16 protein-coding genes are annotated in these 18021 nt (G+C 60.6%); 5 read left to right on the top strand and 11 right to left on the bottom strand.

Translation table 11 applies throughout. The features are described 5' to 3' along the window. Window positions 1–14: 14 nt before the first annotated feature. The 6 genes from HCG46_RS27705 to HCG46_RS27730 all read right to left on the bottom strand — a co-directional run bounded on the left by HCG46_RS27705 (window position 15) and on the right by HCG46_RS27730 (window position 5170). The gene (locus tag HCG46_RS27705; RefSeq protein WP_168688099.1) at window positions 15–947 is read right to left on the bottom strand and encodes a proline racemase family protein; all 933 of its coding nucleotides are present in this window, start codon (window positions 945–947) and stop codon (window positions 15–17) included. Further along, the gene (locus HCG46_RS27710; protein WP_031269009.1) at window positions 938–1897 is read right to left on the bottom strand and encodes a dihydrodipicolinate synthase family protein; all 960 of its coding nucleotides are present in this window, start codon (window positions 1895–1897) and stop codon (window positions 938–940) included. Before HCG46_RS27710 ends, HCG46_RS27705 begins: the two co-directional genes overlap by 10 nt. Before the next feature lie 92 nt (window positions 1898–1989). Further along, window positions 1990–2712, bottom strand: a complete 723-nt coding sequence (locus HCG46_RS27715) for an amino acid ABC transporter ATP-binding protein (protein ID WP_023000139.1) — start codon at window positions 2710–2712, stop codon at window positions 1990–1992. Next, on the bottom strand, window positions 2709–3371 hold the full coding sequence (locus HCG46_RS27720; protein ID WP_168688100.1) for an amino acid ABC transporter permease: 663 nt from the start codon (window positions 3369–3371) through the stop codon (window positions 2709–2711). Before HCG46_RS27720 ends, HCG46_RS27715 begins: the two co-directional genes overlap by 4 nt. Window positions 3372–3381: 10 nt before the next feature. Beyond that, a complete protein-coding gene (locus tag HCG46_RS27725) occupies window positions 3382–4044 on the bottom strand; it encodes an amino acid ABC transporter permease (protein ID WP_055661559.1) in 663 nt (220 codons plus the stop codon). A gap of 325 nt (window positions 4045–4369) precedes the next feature. Further along, the gene (locus HCG46_RS27730) at window positions 4370–5170 is read right to left on the bottom strand and encodes a transporter substrate-binding domain-containing protein (protein ID WP_055661558.1); all 801 of its coding nucleotides are present in this window, start codon (window positions 5168–5170) and stop codon (window positions 4370–4372) included. A gap of 391 nt (window positions 5171–5561) precedes the next feature. Here HCG46_RS27730 and HCG46_RS27735 point away from each other — a divergent pair, with 391 nt between their 5' ends. Next, window positions 5562–6221 (top strand): GntR family transcriptional regulator, encoded by a 660-nt coding sequence (locus HCG46_RS27735; protein ID WP_055661557.1) that lies wholly within the window; start codon window positions 5562–5564, stop codon window positions 6219–6221. A gap of 17 nt (window positions 6222–6238) precedes the next feature. On the opposite strand, the gene HCG46_RS27740 is transcribed toward HCG46_RS27735, so the two are convergent. The 4 genes from HCG46_RS27740 to HCG46_RS27755 all read right to left on the bottom strand — a co-directional run bounded on the left by HCG46_RS27740 (window position 6239) and on the right by HCG46_RS27755 (window position 9748). Next, window positions 6239–6565, bottom strand: coding sequence for a hypothetical protein (locus HCG46_RS27740; RefSeq protein ID WP_168688101.1), 327 nt, complete (start codon window positions 6563–6565; stop codon window positions 6239–6241). Between the two features lie 32 nt (window positions 6566–6597). Further along, window positions 6598–7278 carry a L,D-transpeptidase gene (locus HCG46_RS27745; protein WP_168688102.1) on the bottom strand — a complete coding sequence of 227 codons (681 nt, stop codon included), beginning with the start codon at window positions 7276–7278 and terminating at the stop codon, window positions 6598–6600. Next, window positions 7275–8222 carry a glycine betaine ABC transporter substrate-binding protein gene (locus HCG46_RS27750; RefSeq protein ID WP_353621847.1) on the bottom strand — a complete coding sequence of 316 codons (948 nt, stop codon included), beginning with the start codon at window positions 8220–8222 and terminating at the stop codon, window positions 7275–7277. The genes HCG46_RS27745 and HCG46_RS27750 overlap by 4 nt, the downstream gene beginning before the upstream one ends. A gap of 161 nt (window positions 8223–8383) precedes the next feature. Then, complete coding sequence (locus HCG46_RS27755) at window positions 8384–9748, bottom strand: MBL fold metallo-hydrolase (protein WP_205838737.1); 1365 nt, start codon at window positions 9746–9748, stop codon at window positions 8384–8386. Window positions 9749–10138: 390 nt separating this feature from the next. Here HCG46_RS27755 and HCG46_RS27760 point away from each other — a divergent pair, with 390 nt between their 5' ends. Further along, a complete protein-coding gene (locus HCG46_RS27760; RefSeq protein WP_081713373.1) occupies window positions 10139–11281 on the top strand; it encodes a patatin-like phospholipase family protein in 1143 nt (380 codons plus the stop codon). 18 nt (window positions 11282–11299) lie between these two features. On the opposite strand, the gene HCG46_RS27765 is transcribed toward HCG46_RS27760, so the two are convergent. Continuing rightward, window positions 11300–11986 carry a TetR/AcrR family transcriptional regulator gene (locus HCG46_RS27765; protein WP_077291668.1) on the bottom strand — a complete coding sequence of 229 codons (687 nt, stop codon included), beginning with the start codon at window positions 11984–11986 and terminating at the stop codon, window positions 11300–11302. A 253-nt stretch (window positions 11987–12239) separates the two neighbouring features. Between HCG46_RS27765 and HCG46_RS27770 the strand changes: the two genes are divergently transcribed. The 3 genes from HCG46_RS27770 to HCG46_RS27780 are packed head-to-tail and all read left to right on the top strand — an operon-like array spanning window position 12240 to window position 18011. Then, window positions 12240–13358 (top strand): efflux RND transporter periplasmic adaptor subunit, encoded by a 1119-nt coding sequence (locus HCG46_RS27770; protein WP_205838739.1) that lies wholly within the window; start codon window positions 12240–12242, stop codon window positions 13356–13358. Next, complete coding sequence (locus tag HCG46_RS27775; RefSeq protein WP_168688103.1) at window positions 13358–16495, top strand: efflux RND transporter permease subunit; 3138 nt, start codon at window positions 13358–13360, stop codon at window positions 16493–16495. The genes HCG46_RS27770 and HCG46_RS27775 overlap by 1 nt, the downstream gene beginning before the upstream one ends. Before the next feature lie 10 nt (window positions 16496–16505). Then, entirely contained in the window at window positions 16506–18011 is a 1506-nt protein-coding gene (locus tag HCG46_RS27780; protein WP_055661550.1) for an efflux transporter outer membrane subunit, read from the top strand. The last annotated feature ends 10 nt before the right edge of the window (window positions 18012–18021 follow it).

The raw sequence follows: 18021 nt of genomic DNA on the forward strand, positions 1-18021 counted from the left end.
GGCTTATCCGGGGCTTAAAGGCGTATCCCTGCGCGGTAGGGGTCCGCCGGATTGAAAATCAGGTTGGCATCGGACGTGACGAAGGCCTGTCCGGTGATCGTCGGAATAACGCCGCCGCCCGGGCCGGGCTGGTAGCTGATCTTGTAGGTGCTGCCGATGACGCTTTCCTGCAGATAGTGCTCACCCGGTGCCAGCGCACCATCGGCGGCAAGGCAGGCCAGCTTGGCCGAACAGCCTGTTCCGCAGGGCGAGCGGTCATACGCACCACCCGGGCACAGCACGAAGTTGCGGCTTTGAGCGGACGGGTCTTCGGCCGGCCCGAACAGCTCGATATGGTCAATCCAGGCACCGTCCTTACCGGTAACACCGGCCTTTTCCAGCGCATCGCGGATCTTCAGCGTGAGGTCGGTCAGCGGGCGGATATTGGCACCCGTCAGGGCAACCGGGCTGTTCTTGACCAGGAAGAACCAGTTGCCGCCCCAGGCGACATCACCGGTGACCGGACCAATGCCTTCGACCTCGACCGTGACATCCTTCGCCAGCCGGTAGCTCTCGATGTTGACCACCGACACCGTGTTGGCGTCGATCAGATCGATCTCGACCACGCCCACCGGCGTTTCAAACTTGTGCCGCCCCGGCCCGATCCGGCCGAGGTGCGCCAGGGTGACACCAAGGCCGATGGTGGCATGGCCGCACATGCCAAGGTTCTGCAGGTTGTTGAAGTAGATCACACCGGCAACACAATCCGGATTGGACGGCGGCACCAGCAGCGCACCGATAATGGCATCGTGACCGCGCGGTTCCAGAACGACCGAAGCGCAGAAATCGAGATGCTCGGCTTCCAGCCGGGCGGCGCGTTCCGCCAGTGTCCCCGATCCGAGATCGGGGCCACCATCAAGCACGACGCGGGTCGGTTCACCCGCGGTATGGCTGTCGATTACGCGCATTCGGCGATCACGCCACCTTGCGTGCTCCAGTCGGCGTACCAGGTCTTGAACAGCTTGTACTGCGCTTCGACATAGTTGCGCTGCGCATCGTTGAGGGCATCGGTCTCGTTGAAGTGCAACGTGTATTCGGTGTCGCCGTTCAACACCATCAGGTGCTTGTAGTAGAGCACCAGGTCCGGGCCTTCATCGAAACTGGACAGAACAGCCAGCGCCTCTTCCAGTTCCTTTGCCCGCAGTCGCGCTTCCGCATGACCTTCTGCAGCCTTCTTGCAAAGCGCCACCAGATGCAGGACTTCCTTGGGAATGGCATTGCCGATACCTGTGATCGCACCGGTCGCACCACAGTTGATGAAGCCGTGATAGACAGCGGTGTCGACACCGACCATCAGCGTCACCTGGTCGTCCTGCGAAGTGATGTTTTCAGCCGCATAGCGCAGGTCTGCAAGGCCGCCGAATTCCTTGAAGCCGATCAGGTTCGGGAATTCCCGGCGCAGGTCGAAGAACAGGTCGGCGCGGGTGGCGAAACCGTAGTAGGGGCTGTTGTAGATCACCGCCGGCAGGTTCGGAGCCGCCTTCAGGATATCGCTGAAATGGTTGCGCTGCGCCGACACGGAGATGCCGCGAGACAGAACGCGCGGGATGACCATGAGACCATGCGCGCCAACCTTTGCCGCATGAGCGGCATGGGCAACAGCGGATTTGGTGTTGACCGCACCGGTTCCAACGACCACCGGTACACCTGCCTTCACCAGACGCTCGACGCCTTCCATGCGCTGCTCGTCCGTCAGGAGAGGCCAGTCGCCCATGGAGCCGCAATAGACGACGGCGGACATGCCGGCTTCGATCAGTTCCTTGCCCTTCTTCACGAGGGCATCGAAATCGGGCGAACGGTCGGCCTTGCACGGGGTCATCAGGGCAGGCATGCAGCCGGAAAAGATATTGGACGTCATCATTCACTCCTGGATGGGTCAGGCCTGTCGGTTGGCTCCCACGTGCGAAGCACGGGTCTTGAGGCCTGACGGTAAGGTCTAGTTGCGCCGGGTCAGCGCACGTTAGCAAGAAATTTTCGGGTGTTCTCGGATTCAGGCTGACCGAAGATCTGGGCCGGCGGGCCGATCTCCTCCATTACGCCCTTGTGGAAGAAGGCGACCCGGTCGGAGACGTCCCGGGCAAAGCCCATTTCGTGGGTAACGCAGATCATCGTCATGCCTTCCTCGGCCAGCAGGCGCATCGTGTCCAGCACTTCGCCGACCAGCTCCGGATCGAGAGCGGATGTCGCCTCGTCGAAGAGCATGTAGGTTGGCTCCATGGCCAGTGCCCGCGCAATCGCGAGACGCTGCTGCTGCCCGCCCGACAGATTGTTCGGATACACCTTCAGCTTGTCCGCAAGGCCGACATGGCGAAGCTGCTTTTCCGCAATCGCCTCGGCTTCCGCTTTCGATTTGCCTTTCACGATCCTCGGCGCCAGCGCAACATTTTCCAACGCGGTCAGATGCGGAAAGCTGTTCCATTGCTGGAACACCATGCCGAGCTTCTGGCGCAGCTTGTTGATGTCCGTCGCCTTGGCGTGAACGTCGGTGCCGTCGACCACCACCGATCCCTTCTGGATCGGCTCCAGGCCGTTGATGCAATAAAGCAGTGTCGACTTGCCCGACCCGGACGCGCCGATGACGGAAAGCACTTCGCCCTTTTCGACATCAAGGTCGATGCCCTTGAGCACCTGAAGAGCGCCGAAATATTTCTCAAGGCCGCGTATCTCGATCATTGGGCCCACCTTTTTTCCAGTTTTGCGGCATAGCGCGAGATCGGGAAGGACAGCGCGAAGTAGAACGCGCCGGCGAGGGAGAGGATCAGGAAGGGTTCCTGTGTCCGCGTGATCAGGATCTGGCTGGCCTTGAGCAGCTCGACATAGCCGAGCACGGACACCAGCGCGGAATCCTTCATGACGCCGAGCGCAACACCGACCCAGGCCGGAAAGACGGCCCGCCCGCCGATGGGCAACACCACGTAGCGCATGTCCTGCCAGTAGCTGAGCCCCAGCGAACGCGCCGCCCGGCGCATCGGCTTGCCGACAGCCTCGATGCCGCCGCGGGCAACGTTGGCTACCAGAGAAGCGGTGTAGGCGGTCAGGATCACCACGCCCGACGCAAACGGATCGAAATCCAGACCCACGATGGGCGCAAAATTGTAGAACAGCACAAGCTGGATAATCAGCGGCACGGAGCGGAACACATCCAGCACCGGCCCCAGCAGCAGCGTCGCCGCCAGCCGGCCCTCGTAAAGCATCCAGCCGAACAGACCGCCGAGCACGGTCCCGATGGTAATCGAAACAGCCGAGATCCAGAGGGTCCGGAGTGCAGCTTCACCGAGGAACCAGAAATCGTGAATGTTGAAGCCTGAAAAGAAGCTGATGGTTTCTTTCATGTCAGCCCCCTCAGTACCGGAACAGGCGCATGGCAAGGAGCCGGGACGCCGCCAGGATGAATTTGACGATCACGTAATAGATGACGGCCGTGACTGCGAAATATTCGAAGATGCGGAAGGTGCGGCTGGCGAAGAACTGGGTCTCGCCTGACAATTCGCGGAACCCGACCAGCATGCCGAGCGAAGACATCAACACCGCCCAGACCATCTGGTTGGTGACCGGGTGATAGACGATGCGAAAAACCTGCGGGATGACGATGCGGGTATAGGCCTGCCAGGAGGTCATTCCCAACGACCGTGCCGCCCGCAGCTGCGTCTCGGGCACAGCCTGAAAGCCGCCGCGAAAGTTCTCCGCCAGATAGCCGGCACAGTTGAAGCTGAGCCCGGCAAGTACGATGAAAAACGGCGTCAGGTGAATGCCGAAGGCGCCGAGCCCGAAGCCGAAGAAGAACAGCTGGAACAGCGCAGGCGTATTGCGCGCCAGTTCCACCCACGTTGTCGCAAGCCAGTAGAGCGGCCCCTTCAGCTTCAGCCGGATCAGCGCCAGCGCAAGACCGACCACGATGCCGATCACCATCGACAGGGTCGCGACTTCAAGCGTCAGCAACCCGGCCTCCAGCAGATCGGGCAGGCTTTTCAGCACCGGCCGCCAATGGAAATTATAGTCGAACATTTGTTACGAATTGCTCCGGCTATCCCGCCTTATCGGGGCAAGGCATACGCATTCGTGAGATCCCGTCAGACAAGAGCAATGCCGAGGTTGGTATTCCGGGTGTCACCCCGGACAAGCGCGGCGCAGATCCGGGGCCTTCTCTTGGTGAAACTTGCTGAAGCCGCGGATCTCTTCGCCGAGGATCAGCACACGCTTCAAACTTTCCGGGGGTGAGTGAGCCCCGGGTCTCCCTTCGGTCGCCCGGGGTGGCACTGTATTTGTCGCAAGTAGCAGGTGACCCCGCGCTCATCCGAGGAGGATAGGATCACCCGTCACGGCATCACCCTCAGTACATCACGCCCGGGATACGCAGTTCCGGAGCTTCGCCACCGACATATTTGCCCCACAGCTCGGCATAGCGGCCGGAGCGGACCTGGTGGGTGACGAAGAGGTTGAGGAAGTTCAGCCAGGTCACGTCTTCGCGCTTGGCGACAACGGAAGTGTAATCCGTGGTCCAAGGCATGCGCGGGCCGGGCTCCAGCGTTTCATACTGGTCGGTGACCGGCTTGACGGCGGTGTTGGTGGTCAGGCCGATATCGGCCTTGCCCTGGGCAACAGCAAGAAACACTTCGTTTTCGGACTGATAGCCCTGGTAGAGATGCTCTTCGCCCCATTCGGCCGCGATCTTGAGCCACTCCTGCTCCGGCACGGTACCGATGGCAGCAGCGACACGCTTGCCGCGAATATCTTCGAATGCGCTGATCCCGCTTTCCGTGTTGACGACGCCCTGCGCGTAATAGATCGCGTAGGGAATGGTGAAACCAACGGTACGAGCACGGGCGAGACTGTCGGAAGTTGCGCCGAACACCACATCCGCGCGGCCGGTCACGATCACCGGCAGGCGCTCGGCCCAGGTTACCGGATAGATGATCGGTTCGACTTCAAGCGCTGCGGCGAGGTCATTGCAATATTCCACGTCGAAACCGGCCGGCTCGTTGTTCTCGTCCCGATAGCCGATCGGCGGAAAGTCCAGCACGACGCCGCATTTCAGCTGACCGCGATCGACAACATCGTCCAGCGTGTCGGCTTTGACCGGCAGCGCGGCGGCGAATGAAAGGGCTGCGGCAGCCACGAATTTCCTGATCATGAGTTCCCCTCTTCCTTCTGAAGCATTCTGGCCCCGGCGCTTGCTCGCTCCGGGTTTTTTCTTGCCCGGCCGGCGGGTTTCCCGCTCGATCCGGACCAGGTCTTTGCCCGACAGTCTCCCGTGCTGTCGGGGTATTCCGGCTCAGCCGCCGGACGGCAGATGCGCCTCCCGTCGGTCTTCGCTCATCGTGCGCCGGGCCTTCCAGCCTTCGGTGCACCGCACCCGGATCTCGCAGCAGCTGTTCCATCAACTGCTGCCTGCTGCGTTCCCCAGGGCTCGAGATTGATAAACCAAATTGGATCCAATATTCAATATAAAATATTCGAAATCATTTTCACTTCACCAATCAAGGGCGATCCCGTAAAAGGTGGCTTCAGGGAGAATTGGTCCTATGAAACTGAAAACGATGGATATTTCCGCGACTGCTTCGGCATCGTCGATTGTGTTCGACGCGCTGCGGAAAGCCATTATCGAGGGCCAGCTTGAAGAAGGCGAACCTCTCCGCCAGGACGAAATCGCCCGCTTGTTCAACACCAGCCGCATTCCGGTGCGCGAAGCGATCTCCCGCCTGGAGGAACAGGGCCTCGTCAAGACCCAGCGCTACAAGGGGGCTGTCGTCGCCGGTCTGTCACCAAGGGAAACGGCGGAAATCTTTGACCTGCGTGCGCTGGTCGAACCGGAAATCATTCGCAATGCCGTTCCGCTGATGTCGAAGGAGCTGCTGGCAGACGCAAGGGAAAAATGCGCGGCGTTCTCCTCGGCCACCGATCCGATGGCCTATGGCGACCTCAACCGCGATTTTCACGAAACACTCTACAGTGCCAGCGATCTGAAGTTCTTTCAGGAGATTGCCGACAACGCCATCGACCGGGTGGAACGGCAGATCCGGGCCCAGCTGGTCATGTCCAACGGCATGGAACGGGCAGGACGCGAACATTTCGCCATCCTGGAAGCCTGCGAAAAAGGCGACGCGGACCTCGCCTCCAACCTCACCCGGGAACACATCCACGGGGCCAAGGCTTCACTCTTGAAGCATCTGCCGGAGGCTTGAAGCCGCCCGACTCTTCCTTAAACGCGATTGATCGACTGAACGGTGCCAGCTTCGTCAATGACGCAAACCGCCTGCCCGCCATCGAAGGTCAGGTTGACCTGATAGGCGTTTTCGCCCGAAGGCATGGAGCTGACGGGCAGAACATTGCCGCCGGAAACCTGCAGCTCTTCTGCGGCCTTCGAGGCACAAAGCAGTTGCAGGTCGGTTGGTGCGGTTTCGCCTGACGAGCGCACGGCACCGGCGGTCGGTGTCTGGTTGGAGCTGGTGTTGCAACCCGCGACGACGGAAAGACAAAGCCCGGCAGCCAGTCCCGCAGCAAGCCTGTTCGATACCCTGATGTTCATTTCAAGTTTCTCCCACCCTTCACCGACAGGTCTCAGACGCCCTTGTAAAGGGCAGCCCCCTGCATCAGCACAATCACCTTCGCGCCAACTTCCACGCGGCTGTAAAGATCCGAGACATCCTCGTTGTTCAGGCGAATACAGCCCGATGAGATATTGAGACCGATCGTCCAGGGCTGGTTGGTGCCATGGATGCGGTAGATGGAATCCTTGTTACCGATATAAAGATACATCGCACGGGCGCCGAGCGGATTGTCGGGCCCGCCTGGCATGCCGCCCGCCCACTGGGCGGATTCAGGATCACGGGCAATCATTTCCGGTGGCGGTGTCCAGGTCGGCCATTCCTGCATGCGGCCGATCTTGACGATGCCGGCCCAGCCGAAGCCGTCGCGGCCCACGCCAATCCCGTACCGGATCGCCTGAAAGTTGGGCTGAACCAGGTAAAGGAAGTGCCTGTCTCCATCGATGATGATGGTACCGGGCTTTTCAGCCGTGCGGAACGGAACCACCTGGCGCCGGAATTCTTCAGGCGACTGGCCATGCCGGTTATAGAATTTCGCCGCCGCGCGCGGGGTATAGTCCACCCATTTGCGTGTCGTCGGATCGTAGATCTGCGTCTGGAAGGATTGCGCCAGCGCCATGCCGGCAAAGGCCAGCACCGCAATGGCCGGCACCCAGTTCAAGACAGTGCGAAATGCGCTCGGCAGCCTGATCATTTGGTCCACTCCCCGATCCTGTCCGCATTCGCGGCAATCCAGTCCCTTGCAACATCTTCTGCCGGTTTGCCCTCGACAACGACGGCATAGCTCATCCCGGTCACATCGGCCGGTGTCAGTTCCATGGCAGACAGGAACGAGGCCACTTCGGGCATGCCGCTTTCAAGGGACGTTGCAAAGGCAATCTTGAAACTGGAAGTGTCCCAGGCGGTGTCGGCGTGTGACTTTTCCAGCCAGTCGTTGTCCTGGGCGCGGGTGACGATTGTCCAGCGTGCCGGGTCGTACGCGGGTTCTTCCAGCTTCACGATGTCATGAAGTTCAAAAACATGGTGCGGTCCGTAGCAATAGAAGACCACGGGCTTGCCGAAGGACACGGCAGCATCAACGGCGGCCATGGCGACATCTTCCGGCATTTCCAGCAGCGTCATTGTCTGGTCGTAGCCGTAGGAATGCGCCCTGATCTTTTCGATCTCCGTTGACGACCAACTCGGGGCGCCAATCCAGATCTCGCCCTTGCCATCGCCGTCACTGTCGAATTGCGCGGCCATCTCGGGCTTCACGAGGTCTGCGACCGCCTTGATGCCGGTTTGTTCAACCGTTGCGCGTGTCGCGCAGATATTCTGCGTCGCGGCGACGCTCTTGGGGCTGAGCGACAGAACATGTTTTTCCTCGCTCAACCGCCCTGCCATTGCAGACAGGTTGGGGAACCAGACTTCCGGATGTACCTGGACCTCGCCCCGGCCGATATCGGAGAGAATCGTCAAGGTGCCTCGGTCACGCAGTTCCGTCTCTACACCGAGGCGCTCTTTGAGAATATCATCGATGATGTAGGCGGTGACCTGAGCCGAGGGCCAGGCGGGTACGCCGATCACAACGGCATCGGCCTTGGCAGACGTGACGGCGGCGACCGCCATGATCGAGGACATGAGAACAGAACGCCACACAGCCAGTACTCCCTACACACCTTGGCCCCTACCTTAAACACTGCGACAATTCTGACGCAACGGCAAATAGCAGAAACAATTATTTCCAGTGCCTCGCAGATTTCGATATCGGCATTCATTCCTGCTGTAGGGAAGCTGGGAGAAGGAGCGCTTGGCGATCGTTATTCCAGTTCAACGTCTTCCCGGTAGTCCGGCAGCCAGCACGGCCAATCCATCTCGCTCTCGATCCTGTAGCGCAGGGCGTCGGCGGCATCCGGTTCGCCATGCGTGATGTAAGTCATCTTTGGCGGCCGCTCGAAGTTTCCCAGCCACCGCATGATTTCGTCCGCATCCGCATGCGCTGACAGCATGTGCAGGTTGCCGACTTCAGCCCGGATCGGTACGTCGGAGCCATGGATCCGGACACTTGCCGCACCGGACGTGATCGCCGCGCCTCTCGTCCCCCCTGCCTGAAAGCCCGCGAACAGGATCATGTTGCGATGGTCGGGCGCATAGTGTTTCAGGTGATGCAGCACCCGGCCGCCGGTCGCCATGCCGCTGGCCGAAACGATGACCTTGGGCATGCGATTGCGATCGAGATCCTTGGATTCTTCCACATCGGCCACATAATGCGCCGCCCCGTTGGACCAGTCGCATTCTTCCGCCGTCAACCGGTGGTCGTCCGGGTGTTTGCCATAGATGTTGGAGGCGCTGACGGCCATGGGACTGTCGAGAAAGATCGGCAGGTCGGGAATTCGGCCTTCTTCCTTCAGGCTCTGGATATGGAACAGCAGTGATTGCGCCCGGCCGACCGCAAAGGAGGGGATGACAACGGTGCCACCGCGCCGTGCGGTCTTGGTGATGGCTTCGGCCAGGATGTCCTCGGCATCAAGGTTTTCGTGCCGGCGGTTGCCATAGGTGGATTCGACCAGCAGGTAATCCGCCTCGCGGATCGGCGACGGATCGAACATCGTCGCATCACCGTAGCGCCCGAGGTCTCCGGAAAAGACGATCCTTGTGCCACCCCAGGTCAGCTCCACAATCGCCGCCCCCAGAATATGCCCGGCCTTGCGGAAGGTAACGCTGAAAGCGCCCAGCATTTCATGCACGTCATCGAAGTCCACTGGCCGGAACCGGTCCAGCGACACTTCCGCATCCTTTTTCGTGTAGAGCGGCAGGGCCGGACGGTGCTTCGAGAACCCGTGACGGTTGGCGAATTCCGCGTCCTTTTCCTGCAAGAACCCACTGTCCGGCAAGAGGATCGCGCACAGATCCCGCGTCGCCCTTGTGCAGACAACCGGCCCCTTGAAGCCGTTGCGAACCAGGAGGGGCAGATAGCCGGAGTGATCCAGATGGGCGTGCGTCAGGATGACCGCGTCGATTGTTTTTGGATCGACAGGCAAAGGCGCCCAGTTCTTGAGCCGCAATTGCTTATAACCCTGGAACAGGCCGCAATCGACCAGCACACGCGTGCCGTCTTTCTCCAGCAGATATTTCGAACCTGTAACAGTGCCGACGCCTCCGAGAAAAGTCAGTTTCACGCTCATTGCGCTGCATCCTCCCGATCGTCTGCACAAAGTTTCAGCCAAAACGACATCACCTGCCCGTGCATTCCGGGAAGGTATCTGAATTCAGACATGGAATCAGGAACTTGCGCAAGCCTCCCTTTTGTCACGCAGACTTCGAAACATCGCATCGCAGCAGTATTTTTCCCGCGGAAGGCTGCCGTTTCTCACCGTAAAAGCCTGTCGAAACACTTGCACGCATTGAAAGATGCTGCATTGCAGCATATCTTAGTCTTCCGATGCACCGGCAGGCCGTAAAATGGTTTACCGCCGAAATCCGCTCACCAGCGGCCGAGCACGAAACTCAAGCAAAAAATATCACGAGGAAACGTTTCGGGGCTGGACACTACTTCGTGGAAAGGAACCCGGACCTTGAAACATACTGTTTCACATAGCGCCAAGGGAGCGCGCAGGACACGTGTGAACCTTGCGCTCCAGGGTGGCGGTGCCCATGGCGCCTTCACCTGGGGCGTATTGGACCGTCTCCTGGAGGAAGAGACACTCGAGATCAACGCCCTTTCGGGCACATCCGCCGGCGCGATGAATGCGGCGGCTCTGCTGACCGGCCTAATGAAAGGCGGGCGCGAAGAAGCGCGCACGTCACTGGAGGGCTTCTGGAAAACGGTTTCCAAACGAAGCCGGTTTACCCCCTTCAACATGACGACATCGAGAGCAGTGCTCGGTGGATTGGGAATAGATTTCGAAAGCCTGCCGTTTCTCTTCGGCGCGGGAATGAACTTCCTGTCGCCCTACGATCTCAACCCGGCAGGCTTCAACCCTTTACGGGAAATCATAGACGAAACGATCGACATCGACGCCATTGCCCGCTCGGCCATACCGCTGCATGTGACCGCGACCCATGTCGGTTCGGGTGAAGCGCGCATCTTTTCCAACGGCGCCGTCAGCACCGATGTGCTTCTGGCATCCGCCTGTCTCCCGTCCCTCTTTCACGCGGTCGAAATCGACGGCGAGCATTACTGGGACGGCGGCTATACCGGCAACCCCAGCCTGATGCCTCTGGTTCTGGAGCCGGGTGATGCGGATCTGTTGCTGGTCCAGACGAGCCCCACCGAACGAGCTGCCCTGCCGCAGGATGCCCAGCAGATCGCCGCGCGCGAAAAGGAGATCTCCTTCAATGCGCCTTTGATCAAGGAACTGCGGTTGCTGGCGGAATTGCAACATCAAGCTGGCGCTGGCACACAGTCGCCCCGGCAAGGTTTCCTGCCGAGCCTGACAGGCCTCAACGCCAATCGTGCCGCCAGCCCGGTTTCCAATCCGGTCGCCAACCTGCGGATCCACCGGATTGCAGGTGCCGGCATGAATGGCCGCAGCGGTCAATCCAAACTCAACTCCACCTGGCCGTTCCTGGAGGAACTGCGCGAGGAAGGCCGCACTGCTGCCGATGAGTTTCTTGAAAAGAACCGTGCAGAACTTGGTCAGCGGTCGACGCTGGATCTCGGTCACTGGCTGCAAAGAGCTGATCCCGCCCCTCTTCGCAAGGCCAAGGCATCCTGATGCATCCCTCCTGAACGGTCAGCGTGGCAGCAGGCCGTTCAGGATGAGCTGGATCGTGTGATTGAGGTAGGTGCGAATATCCGACAGGCCCGTGATCATGTCGGGCGTCTTCGGGCGGAACAGCCGAGCCGCAATGAGGACATCCAGAAGATACTTTGCCGTGTCGCGCGAAGACTGGACCACGATCCGGCCTTTTGCGACCTCGTCCTCCACCCAGGCAGTCACCACATCATGCAGTTCGCTGCCGCAGTGTTTCCTCAAAAGCATGCCCAGCTCTTCGTTCGCGACCGCCTCCACATAGAACAGACGCATTTCGGCAGCCTGCTGATTGTGTTTTTCATCGCTCTGGTCAACCTTGAAGACCGCCCTCAGAGCTTCTTCAAGGGTTTCGGCCTTTCGGCCTGCCGGCACATCAAGAAGATTGGCACGGTGGCGTATCGCGAGTTCCGCGAAGAGCTCGATTTTCGACGGAAACAACTCGTAAAGCGTCCGCTTGGAAATCCCGGCATTCTTGGCGACCAGTGCCATGGTCGTGCCGTTGTAGGAATGCTTCTGGAACGTGCCGAAGGCGACCTCGACAACGCGCGCCTTCAGCGTCGCCTCGTCATGGACCTTCTGCCGTCCGCGTTGCCGCTGCTCGTTACAGTCATCAAGTCCGCCTGGACAGGAACCCGTTTGCACAATTTTTGTTCTTGAAGAGCTCATTTTGTCTCCTCCCCGTTACGAACTGATACCGAAATTCGATTGACGAGGGAACCTTGAAGCGAATAATGGTACCCGAGAGTTTTCTAATACTCCACAGCATTCGCTTCCAAAGAGGTTCCTCCCGGAAATGACGTGTACCCCTCTCGGTTCGAGCACTGCGTACCTGTGCTCTACGAAGAAGCCGTTCCGTGCTTTTCTCTTCGCTTTCCTGATTTCCACCAGCCTGGGGTCCGGCATTGCTCAGGCCCAGCAGATGCGAGGCGCCGCGCCCAAACCGGAAGTCGGCGTTGTCGAACTTGAGCCCGAGTCGGTCGCGATCACGGCCAAGCTTTCGGGCAGGATCGCAGCGTCCCTGGATGCGGAAGTCCGGCCCGAGGTCGGCGGCATCATCAAGGAACGCCTGTTCAAGGAAGGCACGGAGGTCACCGCCGGAGACGTGCTCTACCGGATCGAGGACGATCTCTACAAGGCAGCACACGACAGCGCCCAGGCTGCTCTCCAGAAAGCGGAAGCCGCCCTGCCGAGCGCCCAGACCAAGGTTGAGCGCTACGAGGAACTGATCACGCAGAACGCCGTGGCCAAGCAGGAGCTGGACGACGCCAAGGCGGCGCTCGCCCAGGCAAAGGCGGACATCGCCTCCGCAAAGGCCAGCGTGCAGACTGCAAGGATCAATCTCGACAACACCGTCATCAAGGCACCGATTTCGGGCCGCATCGAAGCCTCGACGCTGAACGTCGGCGCATTGGTGACCGCCAGCCAGTCGGCCCCGCTGACCATCATCCGTCAGCTTGACCCGATCAATGTCGACGTCACCCAGTCGAGCACCAACCTGCTGAAGCTGCGAAAGGCCGTACGCGAAGGCCGGATCAAGTTGTCCGGCGATAACGTGCAGGTGCGCCTGCTGCTGGAAACAGGGGAGGAATACTCCGAAACCGGCAAGCTGGAATTTTCGGAAGCCCACGTTGACCCGACAACCGGCACCTACACGCTGCGCGCCGAATTCCCGAACCCCGATCGTTTGCTCCTGCCGGGCATGTACGTCCAGGCGATCGTCGAGGAAGGCATTGCGCAGAACTCGTTCCTCGTGCCGCAGCGCGCCGTATCGCGCAACGCCAGAGGCGAACCGACGGCATTGTTCCTCGACCAGGACGGCAAGGTGGAAGAGCGCGTCCTGAGGGTCGAAGGCGACATCGGCAACAACTGGCTGGTCAACGAAGGCATCTCGGAGGGAGACCGGGTCATCGTTGAAGGCTCGCTGTTCGTGCGGGCCGGCCAGGAGGCAACAGGCACTCTGGTGACCATTGACGAAGCGACGGGGGAGGTGGAAAGCCGCGGTGAGGCGGTGTCGAACACAAGTGAGACTTCCGACTGATGTCAGCTTTCTTCATCGACAGGCCGATCTTTGCCTGGGTTATTGCCATTGTCACGATGCTGGCAGGCGCACTGGCCATCACGACCCTTTCCGTTTCGCAATATCCGCAAATTGCACCGACCACCGTCAACATCAGCGCCAATTATCCGGGCGCCGATGCGGCGACGGTCGAAAACTCGATCACCAAGGTGATCGAGCAGGGCATGTCCGGGATCGATTACCTGGACTACATGACCGCGACGTCTTCGAACTCCGGTTCAGCCCAGATTTCGCTGACGTTCTCCTCCAAGGCGGATCCGGACGTTGCCCAGATGCAGGTGCAGAACAAGCTGCAGCTCGTCTCCAGCCAGCTGCCGCAGATCGTCCAGAACACGGGCATCACCGTCACCAAGTCGACTTCCGGCTTTCTGATGGTGCTCGGCTTCGTTTCGACGGACGGACGCCTGACTTCCACCGACATCGCCGACTATGTCGACAACACGCTCAACGACACGCTGAAACGCGTCGAGGGCGTCGGTGAAACCCGGCTGTTCGGCTCCGGCTATGCCATGCGCATCTGGCTCGACCCGACGAAACTGCTGAAATACAACCTGATGCCGAGCGATGTCAGTTCCGCCATCCAGGCCCAGAACACCCAGGTTTCCGCCGGCCAGCTTGGCGGTCTGCCACAGGCCGAGGGTCAGCAGCTCAACGCAACCATAACCGCCTCCAGCCGCCTGCAGACTGCACAGCAGTTCCGCGACATCATTCTGAAGAGCTCCGAAGACGGTTCTGTCGTTCGCCTCAACGATGTCGCCCGGGTGGAAGTTGCCAACGAAAGCTACAGCACCTCTGCCTTCTACAACGGCATGCCGGCGTCCGGCCTTGCGGTCTCGCTTGCGACCGGTGCAAACGCCATCGACACCGCCCAACGGGTACGCGACACCATCGACCGGCTCTCCTCGACGCTGCCTGCCGGGGTCGATGTGGTCTATCCCTATGACACCACCCCCTTCGTGAAGCTCTCCATCGAGAAGGTGGTCCACACACTGCTGGAAGCAGTCGTGCTGGTGTTCCTGGTGATGTATCTCTTCCTGCAGAACCTGCGCGCGACCATCATTCCGACACTTGCCGTGCCCGTGGTTCTGCTCGGCACCTTCGGGGTGCTTGCGCTGTTCGGCTATTCGATCAACACGCTAACGATGTTCGCCATGGTGCTCGCCATCGGGCTATTGGTGGATGACGCCATCGTCGTGGTGGAAAACGTCGAACGCGTAATGGCGGAGGAAGGTTTGCCACCACGCGAGGCAACCCGCAAATCCATGAACGAGATCACCGGTGCCTTGATCGGCATTGCGGTGGTGCTGTCCGCCGTCTTCGTGCCGATGGCGTTTTTCGGCGGCTCCGTCGGGATCATTTACCGCCAGTTCTCGATCACCATCGTTTCGGCCATGGTGCTGTCGGTATTCGTTGCGCTCATCCTGACGCCTGCGCTGTGCGCCACCATGCTGAAGCAGGGTGACCACGGCCATAAGCGTGGTCCCTTCGCCTGGTTCAACAAGGGTTTCGACGCAAGCGCAAACGGCTACAGGGCGGCAAATGGTGGCATCCTGAAGCGTGGCAAGCGCTTCCTTGTGCTGTTCATCGCAATCGGCGTTGCCATGGGCTGGATGTTCAATCGCCTGCCAAGCTCCTTCCTGCCGCAGGAAGACCAGGGCATTCTGATTGCCATGGTCAACCTGCCCGTTGGCGCGACCCAGGGCCGGACACTGACCGTGCTCGACAAGGTACGCACCCACTTCATGGAGAACGAGCCGGATGCGGTCGACAGCGTCTTCACCGTCGCCGGCTTCGGTTTCGGCGGTCAGGGACAGAATGTCGGCCTCGCCTTCATCCGCATGAAGGACTTCACCGAGCGCGAAGAGCCGCGGCTTGCCGCCCAGGCAGTTGCCGGCCGTGCCATGGGAGCCTTCTCGCAGTTCAAGGACGCCCGTGTGTTCGCCCTTGCCCCGCCTGCCATTCAGGGCATGGGCAACACCAACGGCTTTTCGTTCTACCTGCAGGACATCAATGGCGCTGGTCATGACCGGCTGATGGAGGTTCGCAACCAGTTGCTGGGCATGGCGGCACAATCCGGCAAACTGGCGGCGACACGGCCCAACGGCCAGGAAGACCAGCCACAGTTCAAGGTCGACATCGACACGCAGAAAGCGCGCCTGCTCGACCTCGGCATTCCGGACATCAACGACACCCTGTCGATTGCCTGGGGGTCCGACTACGTCAACGACTTCATGGACCGTGGCCGCATCAAGCCGGTCTATGTGCAGGCCGATGCACCGTTCCGCATGCAGCCGTCCGATCTGGACCTGTGGCACGTGCGCAATTCCAATGGCGACATGGTGCCCTTCAGCGCTTTCGCCTCATCGCGCTGGACCTATGGTTCCCCGCGGCTCGAGCGCTTCAACGGCGCGTCGGCTGTGGAACTGCAGGGCCAGGCGGCTCCCGGCATCAGCTCGGGTGACGCGATGGCGGAAATCGATGCGCTCGTGGCCCAGCTTCCGGCAGGCTTCGTTCATGAATGGACCGGCCTGTCCTATCAGGAACGGCTTTCAGGCGATCAGGCCGCATCGCTTTATGCGATCTCGATCCTGATCGTGTTCCTGTGCCTTGCCGCCCTTTATGAAAGCTGGTCGATCCCCTTCGCGGTGATGCTGTCGGTCCCAATCGGCGTCTTCGGCGCCCTGGCGGCGGCCCTGATTTTCGGGCAAACCAACGACGTCTACTTCAAGGTCGGCCTGCTGACGACCATCGGCCTGGCGGCGAAGAATGCCATCCTGATCGTGGAGTTCGCCATCGAACAACAACGCCAGGGCAAGGACCTGCTGCAGGCGACACTGGACGCCGCTCGCCAGCGGCTCCGGCCGATCCTGATGACGTCCTTCGCCTTCATCCTGGGTGTGACGCCACTGGCGATTGCCACCGGGGCAGGTTCGGGTGCGCAGAACTCCATCGGCATCGGCGTCATGGGCGGCATGATCGCCTCCACCGTGCTCGGCATCTTCTTCGTGCCGCTTCTGTTCGTCACCGTGCGGCGCATCTTCAGCCGCAAGCAGACGAACGAAGCAGCCCCCGACACTTCAGGCAGCAAAGCCCATTGAGAGAGTTTCGATGACCCTTTTCAAACCTGAGACCGGCTCTGCCTGCGCCGTCCCCTCTCGACGCCGCAAGACCTGGTTGCGGCTGGGTGCGGGCCTGATGGCGGCGACCCTGCTGGGTGCCTGTTCCGTCGGCCCCGACTACCAGCGCCCGGATGTCTCCGTGCCCGGCAAGTGGCGCAACACGACAGGCGAAACGCCTGCCTCCGTGCCGCAACTTGCCAACTGGTGGACGCAGCTGGGCGATGCCCAGCTCAACAGCCTGATCTCGCTCGCGGTTCAGAACAACCTGGATGTCCGCACCGCCAAGGCCAAGGTGCGTGAAGCCCGGGCCAGTTACAAACAGGCCTCCTCATCGCTCTTTCCGAGCCTTGACGGTGCGGCCGGCTTGACCCGCTCCAAATCGAGCGGGTCCGACAGCGTCGGCACGCTCTGGAACGGTGGTTTCGATGCCGCATGGGAGATCGACATCTTCGGCGCCAACCGCCGAGCAAAGGAAGCGGCCAAATACGGTCTTGATGCTGCCGAGGAAGAGCTGCGGGCAAGCTTGCTGACCCTGATTGGCGATCTTGCCACCAACTATGTCGAAGCGCGCGGCTTTCAGCAGCGGCTGAAACTGGCGCAGGACACCGCGAAATCGCAGCAGTCCTCGGCCGATCTCATTCGCAAGCGGTTCCAGGCTGGTTCGTCCTCCGGTCTCGACGTTGCCAACGCGGAAGGTCAGGCGGCATCGACAGAGGCCAATATTCCGGCCCTGAAGACAGCTCTTGCCGCTTCCATGCACCGGCTGAGCGTTTTGACCGGTCAACAGCCGACTGCCCTTACCGACCGGTTGCTGGCAAGCAGCCGGATTCCGACACCCAAGCTGCCGATCCCTGTCGGGATTCCGGCAAGCATCCTGCTGACCCGCCCGGACGTTCGCCTGGCTGAACGCCAGCTTGCGGAGGCAACCGCGAAAATCGGTCAGGCAACGGCAGCACGCTATCCCTCGGTCAGCCTGACAGGTTCCATCGGCACCGCCGCAGCCGACATTGGCGATCTCGGCAAGAATTCCTCGATCAGCTGGGCCTTCGGCCCGTCGCTGTCCGTGCCGATCTTCAATGCAGGCAAACTGGCGGCAGGCGTCGAGATTGCCGAAGCCCAGCGCGATCAGTATTTCCTCGCCTACCAGGCATCGGTGCTGACGGCACTGGAAGATGTCGAGAACGCTCTTGTCGGCTTCACCCAGGAACGCAAGCGTGTCGCCAGTCAGCGGCGTTCGGCGGAAAGCTACAAGTCGGCCGCCGAGCTTTCCAGGTCGCTCTACCAGACCGGCGCCGCCAGCTTCCTCGATGCCCTCGATGCTGAACGCTCGACCTACTCCGCCGAAGACACGCTCATCCAGAGCCGTGTCCGCCTGACCACCTATTACATCGCCCTGCAAAAGGCGCTTGGCGGCGGCTGGACCGGCAAGGTTGAAACCGACAAGCCGGAAGTGGTCGACAAGAACACCGGCCCGCATTTGTCGGTTGCGTACTGACGCGACCTCG

Source organism: Labrenzia sp. PO1 (assembly GCF_012273635.1).
In the GTDB taxonomy this organism is placed as follows: Bacteria; Pseudomonadota; Alphaproteobacteria; order Rhizobiales; family Stappiaceae; genus Roseibium; species Roseibium algicola.

Bases quoted from the DNA above. Each gene is read 5' to 3' on its own strand.
- HCG46_RS27730 (WP_055661558.1), bottom strand. From the start codon at position 5,170: ATGATCAGGAAATTCGTGGCTGCCGCAGCCCTTTCATTCGCCGCCGCG.
- HCG46_RS27775 (WP_168688103.1), top strand. From the start codon at position 13,358: ATGTCAGCTTTCTTCATCGACAGGCCGATCTTTGCCTGGGTTATTGCC.
- HCG46_RS27740 (WP_168688101.1), bottom strand. From the start codon at position 6,565: ATGAACATCAGGGTATCGAACAGGCTTGCTGCGGGACTGGCTGCCGGG.
- HCG46_RS27710 (WP_031269009.1), bottom strand. From the start codon at position 1,897: ATGACGTCCAATATCTTTTCCGGCTGCATGCCTGCCCTGATGACCCCG.
- HCG46_RS27780 (WP_055661550.1), top strand. From the start codon at position 16,506: ATGACCCTTTTCAAACCTGAGACCGGCTCTGCCTGCGCCGTCCCCTCT.
- HCG46_RS27725 (WP_055661559.1), bottom strand. From the start codon at position 4,044: ATGTTCGACTATAATTTCCATTGGCGGCCGGTGCTGAAAAGCCTGCCC.
- HCG46_RS27720 (WP_168688100.1), bottom strand. From the start codon at position 3,371: ATGAAAGAAACCATCAGCTTCTTTTCAGGCTTCAACATTCACGATTTC.
- HCG46_RS27765 (WP_077291668.1), bottom strand. From the start codon at position 11,986: ATGAGCTCTTCAAGAACAAAAATTGTGCAAACGGGTTCCTGTCCAGGC.
- HCG46_RS27770 (WP_205838739.1), top strand. From the start codon at position 12,240: ATGCGAGGCGCCGCGCCCAAACCGGAAGTCGGCGTTGTCGAACTTGAG.
- HCG46_RS27745 (WP_168688102.1), bottom strand. From the start codon at position 7,278: ATGATCAGGCTGCCGAGCGCATTTCGCACTGTCTTGAACTGGGTGCCG.
- HCG46_RS27715 (WP_023000139.1), bottom strand. From the start codon at position 2,712: ATGATCGAGATACGCGGCCTTGAGAAATATTTCGGCGCTCTTCAGGTG.
- HCG46_RS27735 (WP_055661557.1), top strand. From the start codon at position 5,562: ATGAAACTGAAAACGATGGATATTTCCGCGACTGCTTCGGCATCGTCG.
- HCG46_RS27755 (WP_205838737.1), bottom strand. From the start codon at position 9,748: ATGAGCGTGAAACTGACTTTTCTCGGAGGCGTCGGCACTGTTACAGGT.
- HCG46_RS27705 (WP_168688099.1), bottom strand. From the start codon at position 947: ATGCGCGTAATCGACAGCCATACCGCGGGTGAACCGACCCGCGTCGTG.